Annotated in this window: 8 protein-coding genes and 2 pseudogenes; 3 read left to right on the top strand and 7 right to left on the bottom strand. The window is 69.2% G+C overall.

Features of this window, described 5'->3' with window-relative positions:
* Positions 1–267 precede the first annotated feature (267 nt).
* The gene (locus tag H7965_RS27020) at positions 268–1245 is read left to right on the top strand and encodes a Bug family tripartite tricarboxylate transporter substrate binding protein (protein ID WP_186773648.1); all 978 of its coding nucleotides are present in this window, start codon (positions 268–270) and stop codon (positions 1243–1245) included.
* Between the two features lie 265 nt (positions 1246–1510).
* Here the strand turns inward: H7965_RS27020 and H7965_RS27015 are convergent, their stop codons facing one another.
* The 6 genes and pseudogenes from H7965_RS27015 to H7965_RS26990 form a co-directional block, all read right to left on the bottom strand.
* Positions 1511–1819, bottom strand: a complete 309-nt coding sequence (locus tag H7965_RS27015; protein WP_186773647.1) for a non-heme iron oxygenase ferredoxin subunit — start codon at positions 1817–1819, stop codon at positions 1511–1513.
* A gap of 5 nt (positions 1820–1824) precedes the next feature.
* Positions 1825–2238, bottom strand: coding sequence for a Rieske (2Fe-2S) protein (locus H7965_RS27010; RefSeq protein WP_186773646.1), 414 nt, complete (start codon positions 2236–2238; stop codon positions 1825–1827).
* 12 nt (positions 2239–2250) lie between these two features.
* Positions 2251–3216: a tripartite tricarboxylate transporter substrate binding protein gene (locus H7965_RS27005; protein ID WP_186773645.1), complete on the bottom strand. Its 966-nt coding sequence runs from the start codon at positions 3214–3216 to the stop codon at positions 2251–2253.
* Positions 3213–4127: a TauD/TfdA dioxygenase family protein gene (locus H7965_RS27000; RefSeq protein ID WP_186773644.1), complete on the bottom strand. Its 915-nt coding sequence runs from the start codon at positions 4125–4127 to the stop codon at positions 3213–3215. Before H7965_RS27000 ends, H7965_RS27005 begins: the two co-directional genes overlap by 4 nt.
* Before the next feature lie 233 nt (positions 4128–4360).
* Positions 4361–5257, bottom strand: coding sequence for an MBL fold metallo-hydrolase (locus tag H7965_RS26995; RefSeq protein WP_186773643.1), 897 nt, complete (start codon positions 5255–5257; stop codon positions 4361–4363).
* A gap of 310 nt (positions 5258–5567) precedes the next feature.
* Positions 5568–5826: pseudogene (locus tag H7965_RS26990) on the bottom strand (transposase); the annotation flags it as partial.
* A gap of 120 nt (positions 5827–5946) precedes the next feature.
* Between H7965_RS26990 and H7965_RS26985 the strand changes: the two are divergent.
* The gene (locus tag H7965_RS26985) at positions 5947–6927 is read left to right on the top strand and encodes a Bug family tripartite tricarboxylate transporter substrate binding protein (protein WP_186773642.1); all 981 of its coding nucleotides are present in this window, start codon (positions 5947–5949) and stop codon (positions 6925–6927) included.
* A gap of 457 nt (positions 6928–7384) precedes the next feature.
* On the opposite strand, the gene H7965_RS26980 is transcribed toward H7965_RS26985, so the two are convergent.
* Positions 7385–8362 (bottom strand): Bug family tripartite tricarboxylate transporter substrate binding protein, encoded by a 978-nt coding sequence (locus H7965_RS26980; protein ID WP_186773641.1) that lies wholly within the window; start codon positions 8360–8362, stop codon positions 7385–7387.
* Positions 8363–8672: 310 nt separating this feature from the next.
* Between H7965_RS26980 and H7965_RS26975 the strand changes: the two are divergent.
* Positions 8673–9528, top strand: a pseudogene (locus H7965_RS26975) (transposase); the annotation flags it as partial.
* Between the last annotated feature and the right edge of the window lie 200 nt (positions 9529–9728).

Raw genomic sequence — 9728 nt, 5'->3', positions numbered from 1 at the left:
GCAAAGGTCGATTCCCACTCCGCTGCCGCTTCGATCATGCGCCACCTCACCGGGCCGCACCTCAATCGGAACGTCCATCAGCTTACCAGCCGGGATCTCAGGCCAACAGAAATCTGCCGAAGTAGTGCTAGCAGGTTGCGGAAAAGCGCGGGGGGGGGTTCGGGAGCACCATCCCTCCCCCCTCGCAGGAACACCCAGGCTGTGGCCTTATCCCGAATGCTGGGGGCCAGCGCGGTCCCCGGCCAATATGTCGGGAGAACTCCAGGAATGAGACTTCGCCGTCGGGCGCTGCTCGCCACCACCCTGCTGCCGTCAGCGGCCGCATTCGCCCAGCCCGATCAGGGCTGGCGGCCCGAACGTTCGATCCGCGCCATCGTGCCCTTCGCCCCGGGCGGGCTGGCCGACCTCATGGCCCGGCTGGTGTCGGAACGGGCTGCGCCCCTGCTCGGCCAGCCGATCGCCATCGAGAACCGCACCGGCGGCGCGGCGGGGCTGATCGGCACCGACCTGGCCGCCAAGGCGGCGCCGGACGGCTATACCATCGTCATCAACAGCAGCGCGCAGGCGATCGCACCCGCGCTGGTGGCGCGCATGCCCTACGACGCGGCGGCGGATTTCGCCGGCATCGCGGTGCTCGGCGGCGCGCCGATGGTGCTGGTCGGCCATCCGAGTCTGCCGGCCCGCAACATGCAGGAACTGCTGGCGCTGCTGCGCGCCAACCCGGGGAAATTCAACTACGCCGGCGCCGGCAACGGCAGCACGGTGCACCTGACCGGCGAGGTGTTCCGCGCCGCCGCCAAGGTGGAGATCCAGTTCGTGCACTATCGCGGCGGCGGGCCTGCGCTGCAGGCGGTGATGAGCGGCGAGGCGCATCTCACCGGAGTCTCGGTCGCCGAGGCGGCCTCCCAGGTGCGCAACGGCACGGTGCGGGCCTTCGCCCTCAGCGGGCCGCAGCGCAGCCCGGTGCTGGCGGAGGTGCCGACCTCGGCCGAGGCCGGGCTGCCGGGCTTCCAGCAGGACATCTGGGTGATCGCCGCCGCCCCGGTGCGCACGCCCCCGCCCATCGTTGCGGCGCTGAACGCGGCCTACAACGCCGCGGCGCGGCAGATCGAGCCGAAGCTCGCCGAGTTGGGGTTGGAGATCAGGGCCGATGTGGTGACGCCGGCGCAGGTGGACGCCTTCCTCCGCAAGGAGATCGAGCGCTATGCGGCGGTGCTGCGGGCGGCGGGGGTGAAGCCGGAGTAGGGCACGCGTCCCGAACCTGCCCACTCCGCTAGAACCGTCAGGGCCGGGCGTGACTCGGCCATTCCGCCGGCAGAGGGAGACACGGGTCGAGCCCGTGCATGACGGTGGGAAGACAATGGCGGCGGCATGGGGAACTCACTCATGCCGAGGCCGCGAACGCGGCCCGCCGCCAGTGCGGTGTAGCTAAGGCTTGCGGGGCAAACCGCCCGGCGACCGAGCGGCCGTTGATGGGGCAACATCAACGGCCGCTCGTATAAGACCGCCGCTACGCCTCGACGAAGACCTCGCCTTCCTCGACCTTCACCTTGTAGGTCGCCACCGGCACCTCCGCCGGCTCGTTCAGCGCGGCGCCGGTGCGGATGTCGAAGCAAGCCTGGTGCAGCGGGCACTCCAGCTTGCCATCCTCGCAGAAGCCGTCGGAGAGCAGCGCATACTCATGGGTGCAGATGTCGTTGACGGCGAAGATGCCGTCCTCCAGCCGCACCACGGCAATCGACAAATCGCCGACCCTCACCGCCAGCGGCATGTTCTCGACAAGGTCATCCTCCGCGGCGACGCGATGCCAGGCAGCCATGCTGTTCAGACCTCCACCACGATGTATTCGCCCTCGACCGAGACCGGGAAGGTCTCGGCGACGAAGGGCCCCTTGGCCAGCGCCTCGCCCGGCTCGACCTTCACCTCGTAGGTGCGGGCGCGGATGCTGTCCGGGTCGCAATAGCTCTGGCCGGTGCGGATGTCGAACTCCCAGCCATGCCAGGAGCATTGCAGCATCTCGTTCGGCCGGGAGTAGTCGTACCGCCCCGGCTCCTGCGACCGGACGAGGCCGATCAGCCGCCCGGCGCAGAGGCTGCCGCCCTCATGCGGGCAACGGTCGGTCAGGGCGAAGTATTCGCCGGCCACATGAAAGATGGCGATCTCCCGCCCCTTCACCGTGACCTTCCTGCTGCCGTTCAGCGGGATCTCGCCCACCGCGGCGACGACGTGCCGGCTCATGTGGTCATCCCTTCATTCCGGCCTGATGTTGGCATCGCGGATCACCTTGCCCCAGCGGCTGCCCTCGCTGCGGATGAGGGTGCCGAGGTCGGCAGGCGAGCCGCCGATCACCCGGGCGCCAAGCCCGGCCAGCTTCTCCAGCACCGCCGGGTTGCGCAGCGTCGCATTGGCCGCGGCATTCAGCGCGGCAACCGCCTCGGGCGGCAGCCCTTTCGGGCCGAGCAGGCCGAACCAGCCCTCGATGGTCGCCGCCGGATAGCCCTCCGCCGCCATGGTCGGGATCTCCGGCACCAGCGGGCTCGGCTGCGCCGAGGTGACGGCGAGGCCGCGCAGCTCCCCGCGCTTCAGCACCGGGGCCATCAGCGCCAGGTTCTCAAACATCATCGGCACCCGGCCGGTCAGCAGGTCGGCGCGCACCGTGCCGCTGCCGCGATAGGGCACGTGGACGATGTCAATGGCTGCCAGCCGCTTGAACAGCTCCCCGGACAGATGCTGTGCCGTGCCCATGCCGGTGGAGGCGAAGCTCAAGGTGCCGGGCTTCTCCTTCGCCAGCGCCACCAGCTGCGCCAGGGTCGTCACGCCCAGGCCAGGATGCGCCACCAGCGCATAGGCGGTGCCGGCGATCGGGGCGATGGGGGTGAAGTCGTCAACCGGGTCGAAGGCCAGGTTGGGGTAGAGCGCCTTCAGCACCGCATGGCCGGAGGCGACGAACAGCAGCGTGTGCCCATCCGGCGCCGCCTTCTGCACGAATTCGGAACCGATGATGCCGCTGGCGCCGCTGCGGTTGTCGACCACCACCGGCCGGCCGAGCCGCTCCGCCAGCCCCTCCGCCACCATGCGGCCGAGCACGTCGGTGGTGCCGCCCGCCGGATAGGGCACGATCAGCCGGATCGGCTGGCTGGGCGCCCACTCCGCCCGTGCCGCGCCGCCGGCCGCAGCGAGCGCGGCCGCGGCGCCCAGCAGATGGCGCCGGTTCACGACAGCGCCGCCACGGTCTGGATCATCTGCTCCTTGGTCGCGGCTGGCGCCGCCTCGGCCAGCCGGCCGACCGCCTCGCCCTGCAAGGAGCAGCGCAGCATCAGCCGCGGCTGGCTCTGGTCGAAATCCGGCAGCGCGACGTGGCAGGTGCAGCGGTTGTCCCACAGCACGATGTCGCCGACCCGCCAGCGGTGGCGGTAGACGAATTCCGGCGAGGTCGCATGGGCATTGAGGAAGTTCAGCAGCGCCGTGCTCTCATCCTCGGTCAGGCCGAGGATGTGGGAGACGCGCTCACCGGCCAGCAGCGACTTGCGGCCGGTGTCGGGATGGACCCGCACCATCGGGTGGACCACCGGCGGGTTGCGCGAGCGCAGCCCCTGGATCACCGCCGGGTCGCGCTGGCCGATGCCCTTGACGAGGGAGACGTCGTGCACCGCCTCCAACCCCTCGATGAAGCGCTGCATGGTGGGGCTCAGCGTCTCATAGGCCATGGTCAGGTTGGCCCACATGGTGTCGCCGCCGACCGGCGGCTTCTCCTGGCAGAGCAGCAGCGCGCCCTTGGCCGGTCGCAGCGAATAGGAGAGGTCGGTGTGCCAGTTGCGCCCGGTGTTGCGGGTGCCGGAGGGCTTGCCGAGGCGGTGCTTGTTGGTCACCACCAGGATCTGCGGCTCATTCTCCAGCAGCGTCTCCGGCGCCTGGCTGGCGTGGTCGTCGAGCGTGCCGAAATTGGCCGAGAAGGCGATGTGCTGCTGCGGCGTCAGTGCCTGGCCGGGGAAGACCAGCACCACATGCTTCAGCCAAGCCTCGTAGAGGCGGCGGCGGGTCAGGTCGTCGATCGGCCGGCGCAGGTCGAGGCCGGTGACCTCGGCGCCCATGGCATAGCCGAGCGGCGTGATGGTGGGTTCCGCCATCGTTTCCTCCGGGGTGTTTTGCAGAAGGCTAGTGCAGGTTGCCGCGGACCGTCCACGGTGCGCCTGACACTTCCGTAGCGGCCGGCGGCTGCAAAACGTCCGGGACCGTTGCCGAGATGGGCTCCGCCCCTCTCGAACTCACCCGCCAAGGGCCGGAAAGGCTTTGGATGGCAATGGCTTAAGCGGAAGGATTTCAAGCGCCCTTGGTGGGAGCTTGAGGGGTGAAGCTCACTTTATGCCACGCTCACCACGGCTTCATCCTCGACCGCATCCGGCGCCCTGCCGTTCGGCGCATTGCCGCTCCACACCGCCATCGCGACGTATTCCACCGGGTCATGCGTGCAGAACACCGCCACCGGCGCATCCGGCTCGCGCAGCAAGGCGCGCAGCCGCGCCTGGTTGGCCCAGTGCAACCTGCTGTCCCAGGCCATCATCCGCTCATAGGCGGCGGTGCCGGGCGGGCAGGAGGGCGGGTCGGCATGCACCTCGGCGCGGCTGAAGTAGCTGTCGCCGGCGTGCAGCATCCAGCCGCGTGGGCCCTCGATTGCCACCCCCGCGTGCCCCGGCGTGTGGCCGGGCAGTGGCACCAGCAGCAACTCCGGCGGCAGCCCTTCCATGTCGGTGACGGCGTCGAAGCCGAACCAGCGGCCCTCGGTGCGGTCGGAATAGGTGCGCCAGCGGGACGTGTCGCCCCATTGCGCCGGCCGCCAGCGGGCGCGGCCGAGCAGTCCCTCCCGCTGCCGCGCCGCCTTCGCCTCCGGCTCCATCAGATGCACCGCCGCATGCGGGAAGTCGATCAGCCCCCCGGCATGGTCGAAATCCAAATGCGTCATGACGATGTGGCGGACGTCGCCCGGCTGGAAGCCCAGCCGCCTCAGCCGCCGCAGCATCGTCCGCTCCGGATCGTAGCGGAAGCGCAGCAGCGCGGCGTTCAGCCAGGGCAGCCGGGCAAAGGGCCGCGCCATGTCGCGCAGGCCGAGGCCGGTGTCCACCAGCACCAGCCCATGCCGGTTGGTCTCGATGGCGAGGCAGTGGCAACTCAGCCGGCCGGTGGCGCCGGGGCTGACCCCGTCCATCAACGCGCCGCCAAAGGGCCGCGCCGGCCCGCAATCAAGGTGGTGGATGCGCATGCCGTGCCCTCCGCTGTCGGGGGAGGAACGGCCCGCGGGACGGGAAGGTTCAGTGGACCAGCAGCCAGTCGTGGAACAGCGCCAGGTCGATGTTGCCACCGCCGCGGACCGGGCCGCTCGCGCTTCAGCCGGTCCATGCAGACCAAGCCGCCGCGCAGCTTGAAGGCGCCGGTCCCCCGGGCACCCGCACCACGATGGCGAAGCGGCGGTCGCCATCGAAGGCTCAACCTGCCTCGCGCCCGCCGATGGCGGTGCCGATGACCTCCTGCACCGCGCAGGGCTGAGGCCGAGCGTGTCGGCGAGCAGATGGCGCTTCCTGGCGCAGGGCCTTGACCTCGTCAGTTGTCGCAGCGCGGGCCGTGTCGCCCGTCAGGCGCCGCCTGCCGTCCAGCGCAGTGCGCCAAACCCAGGAACTCCTTCGACCAGGAGTAGTGCAGGCTTTCGGCAATGCCTTCACGGCGGCACAAAGCAGCAATGATGTCCTCACCGCGCAGACCTTCCAGCACGACCCGGATCTTCTCCTCGGATGAATGCTGTTTGCGGGTCGCGCGGCGGATGTCACGGACCACCTGATCGGCAGGCGGCCTGGTGCGTGATCGGTATGTCGCGCCGCCCTGGTTTCCGCGCTACCGTCTCGGCCCCTGGCGGCGTGCCTCTCGGCGCCCGCGGGCGTTGGGAGAGAAGCGGACATGAACACTGCCGCCGCGGCGACGCGCCGCGCGATGCTTGCCCTGCCGAGCCTGCTTGCCGCCGCCGCCAGCCGTGCCCAGGCCCCCTGGCCCGACCGCCCGGTGCGGCTGCTGATCGGCTACCCGCCCGGCGGGCCGACCGACTTTATTGGCCGCATAGCCGCCACCGGCCTGCAAGCGGCCTGGGGGCAGACCGTGGTGGTGGAAAACCGCGCCGGCGCCTCCTCCTCCGTCGCGGCGGAGGTGGTGTCGCGCGCCGCGCCAGATGGGCTGACCCTCTTCTTCGCCTCGAATGCCGTTGTGCTGAACGCGGCGGTCCATCCCAGCCTGCCCTATGCCCTGCCCGGCAGCTTTGCCCCCGTAGGCACCTTCTGCACCGCGCCCAATCTCTTCTGGTGCGCCGCGAATCAGCCTTGGCGCGACCTGGAGGCGGTGGCCGCCGCGGCTCGCGGCCAGCCCAGCACACTGGCCTATGGCACCACCGGCGTGGGCGGCACCGGGCATTTCGGCGGGGAGACGATGTGCCGGGCGCTCGGCATCTCCCTGACCCATGTGCCCTATCGCGGAACCGCGCCTCTGATGCAGGACGTGATCGGCGGCCGCGTACCGCTGCTGGCCCATGGGATGGCAGGCGCGGTGGGCCCCTTCCAGGCGGGGCATATCCGCCCGCTTGCCGTACTCGGGCCGAAACGCGCTCCGGAACTACCGGAGGTGCCGACCATGGCGGAGCTGGGCCGCCCTGTCCCGGATTCGGGCGTGTGGTTCGGCATCATGGCTCCGGCCGGAACATCACCCGCCCTCGTGACACGCATGGCACACGACCTGGAAGCACTCGCCAGCACCGCCGATACCCGCGCGAAACTCGCGACCCAAGCCGCGGTGCCGGATTTCGCGGGGCCGCAGGAATTCGCGACACGCATCCGCACGGAACTCGCGACCTGGCGGGAGATCGCGCGGAGTGTGGGGATCAAAGCGGAGTAGCCGATTGGGTGGCGGCCTTCAGCGGGCGCAGGCGGGCCACCAACTTCCTCGCCGCCATCCACTTGGCCACCGCCATCAGCTACCGGTTGCGGGCCCCTACGGGTCCCGAGCGGCAATCGTTGTCGGACCTTGCCTTCGGCAAGCCAGTCCGGGTCGTTGTGCAAGACACCGACCGCTCTGGCCGTGCGACGGTCGGGTCTTTGCCGGCACCCAGGATGTCAGTGCCGGGATAGTCCGCTGCGGCGCCGCTTGGGTGTATCGGCGCCACTGCGCTGACGCCGTGCTGCTACGTCTTGAACAGGTGGCCCGGACCGAGCGGTGAGGGCTGTGGGCGCTGTCGGAGGCAGTGCGGGTGACGCCACAGCCACCACCATGATGACGGTCGTGCTGAAGAATCAGCTGGCCTCGACGGAGTATGCATGATGCCAGCTTACGCCCCTGACGTATTCCCCGGCGATTATTCCACGCGAGCACCGCTCGCCCGAATCACCGGCGCCAAGCGAGCTTCCTCCTGTGCGCGAAAGGCTACAAGGGCGTCCGGTGTCGTCCACCACGGCGTGGCGCCGAGTTCCCGGTAGCCGCGGATCAAGTCCGGGTTCTCCAGCGCCCGTTTTGAGAAGGCTGATAGCCGCTCTACGACCGGCTGCGGCAAGCCTGCGGGACCACAGACCGCGCCCCATGAGGTCATCTCGAACCCCGGCAGGAACTCCGCCATGGTCGGCAGATCCGGAACCACCGGGCTACGCTGTGGGCTGGTAACGGCCAGTGCCCGTATTTTGCCGTCGCGCGCCGACGGCAGCAGGCCCGGTATGTTGTCCATGATCAGCTGCACTCGACCGCCGATGAGGTCCAGCAGCGCTGGTGCACCGCCACGGTAGGGCACATGCAGGACGTCCAGTCCGGCCATTTGCTTCAGCAATTCGCCGGAAAGATGCGGAGTCGTCCCGGCGCCGGAGGAGCCATAGGCGTATTTTCCCGGATTGGCCTTCAGCAGCGCAATCAACTCCGGCACGGTGCGTACCGGAAGGTCGTTATTGACCACCACCAGATTTGGCAGCTGCCAGAGGCCGGAGATGTAAGTGAAATCCTGTGCCGCATTGTAGGGCAGATTGGCATAGAGCGTTGGTGCGATGGATTGCGAGGCGATGCTACTCAGGCCAATCGTGTACCCGTCAGGACGGGACTTGGCGATGGCGTCGGTCCCAACGACGCCGCCGGAGCCGCTGCGGTTCTCCACCACGAACTGCTGGCCTACGATCTCGCTCATCTTCGCGCAGTAGATGCGCGAGAGCGTGTCGGTTGCGCCGCCTGGCGGGAAGAGATTGATGTAGCGTACCGCTTGGTTGGGCCAGTCCGTTCCTGTTTGCGCATGGCCCGTGGCCGTAAAGCCGGCAAGCGTGCCAGCAATTGCGCTCAGCGCGGTGCGGCGCGACATGCCCTTGGCTGCAGGCATGGAGATAGCATGCCCGTGCGGTGCAATAGTCATTCCCTGTCCCTCCCTCACGCGGCTTGCTGCCGGCTTCGTTCCTGCTTGGCGAGAGCGGGTCGACCGCCGACTCACCAGCAGGTGACGGTGCGATATGGCCGGCCGAGTGCCGAATGGCAACCGTCGGTGTCAGGGCCATGCCGGCGCACCTCTGGGGCCGCGGGGCGGCCGGCCACAGCGGCCTCTGCCAAATCTGATACCAACCGGCTGGGCTTGTTGAAAAAGTCGCTCTGCTCTGATTCGCTGCGGTGGCGGCGGGATGTTGGGAGGTCCGGGGCGGGGTCAGCATGAGTTGGTGTTTGCCGGCTCGCTGCGCGATCTGATCCCGGACAACCACGTCCTCGTCCGTGTCGATCATGTTCTGGACCTCGGCTGGCTGCAGGCCGAGGTCGCGGAGTGCTATGCGGTTGGCAGCGGCCGGCCGGGGATCGACCCGGAGGCGGCGGTCCGGCTGATGCTGGCGGGCCTGTTGCTCAGCATAGTGCACGACCGACGGCTGATGCGGGAGGTGGTGGTCAATATCGCCATCCGCTGGTTCGCCGGCTACGGGCTGACCGAGGCGTTGCCGGACCACTCCAGCCTGACGCGCATCCGCCAGCGCTGGGGCGCGGAGCGGTTCCGGCGGGTCTTCACGCGCACCGTCGAGGCCTGCGTGGCGGCCGGCATCGCCAAGGGCGAGGTGGTGCACACCGACAGTTCGCTGGTGCGCCCCGATGTGAGCTGGGAGGCGATTGCGCGCAAGCACGCGGACGCCGTCGAGGCGGCGAATGGCCTGGCAGAGCCGGTCTGCCGAACCGACCCTGACGCCAGCCTGACACCCAACAACCGCGCGCGCCGGGTCGAGCCGGCCTACAAGCCGCATACGGCGGTCGATGCCGAGGCCGGCGTGGTGCTCGACGTTGCGGTGACCACCGGGGCGCAGCATGACACCAAGGCCGTCGAGGGCCAGCTCGATGCCACCGGCGCAACCACCAGAGTACCCATCGGGATCGCCACGATGGACGCGGGCTACGCCATCACGCGCATCTTTGCCGCGCTTACTGGAATGCGCACAAGCATCCGCTCATCTGCGGCCGCCGGGGCCATCGCGCCCCGCGCCGTCTCGGCATCGCCGCTCCACCAAATGTCGCACTCACTTAGAACGTCTAATGCTCTGTTGAAACCCTGGCTTGGCTGGGTACTTTGGGCGGCTATCTTGGGATGAGCGGTCCGGAGGTGGTCGATGCGGACGCTTTCGAAGTCGGCGCTGCGGGTGGCCGGTGAGGCGCTTGCGGTGGGGCGGACGGCACTGCCTGCCTATGGCAGCCACTACTCG

Source organism: Siccirubricoccus deserti (genome assembly GCF_014283215.1).
In the GTDB taxonomy this organism is placed as follows: Bacteria; Pseudomonadota; Alphaproteobacteria; order Acetobacterales; family Acetobacteraceae; genus Siccirubricoccus; species Siccirubricoccus deserti.
Note: the sequence above shows the minus strand (reverse complement) of the source record. Positions and strands in the feature narration are given on the sequence as shown.

Excerpts from the sequence above, each read along its gene's own strand:
- H7965_RS27020 (WP_186773648.1), top strand. The coding sequence starts at position 268 with ATGAGACTTCGCCGTCGGGCGCTGCTCGCCACCACCCTGCTGCCGTCA.
- H7965_RS27015 (WP_186773647.1), bottom strand. The coding sequence starts at position 1,819 with ATGGCTGCCTGGCATCGCGTCGCCGCGGAGGATGACCTTGTCGAGAAC.
- H7965_RS27010 (WP_186773646.1), bottom strand. The coding sequence starts at position 2,238 with ATGAGCCGGCACGTCGTCGCCGCGGTGGGCGAGATCCCGCTGAACGGC.
- H7965_RS27000 (WP_186773644.1), bottom strand. The coding sequence starts at position 4,127 with ATGGCGGAACCCACCATCACGCCGCTCGGCTATGCCATGGGCGCCGAG.
- H7965_RS26995 (WP_186773643.1), bottom strand. The coding sequence starts at position 5,257 with ATGCGCATCCACCACCTTGATTGCGGGCCGGCGCGGCCCTTTGGCGGC.
- H7965_RS26985 (WP_186773642.1), top strand. The coding sequence starts at position 5,947 with ATGAACACTGCCGCCGCGGCGACGCGCCGCGCGATGCTTGCCCTGCCG.
- H7965_RS26980 (WP_186773641.1), bottom strand. The coding sequence starts at position 8,362 with ATGTCGCGCCGCACCGCGCTGAGCGCAATTGCTGGCACGCTTGCCGGC.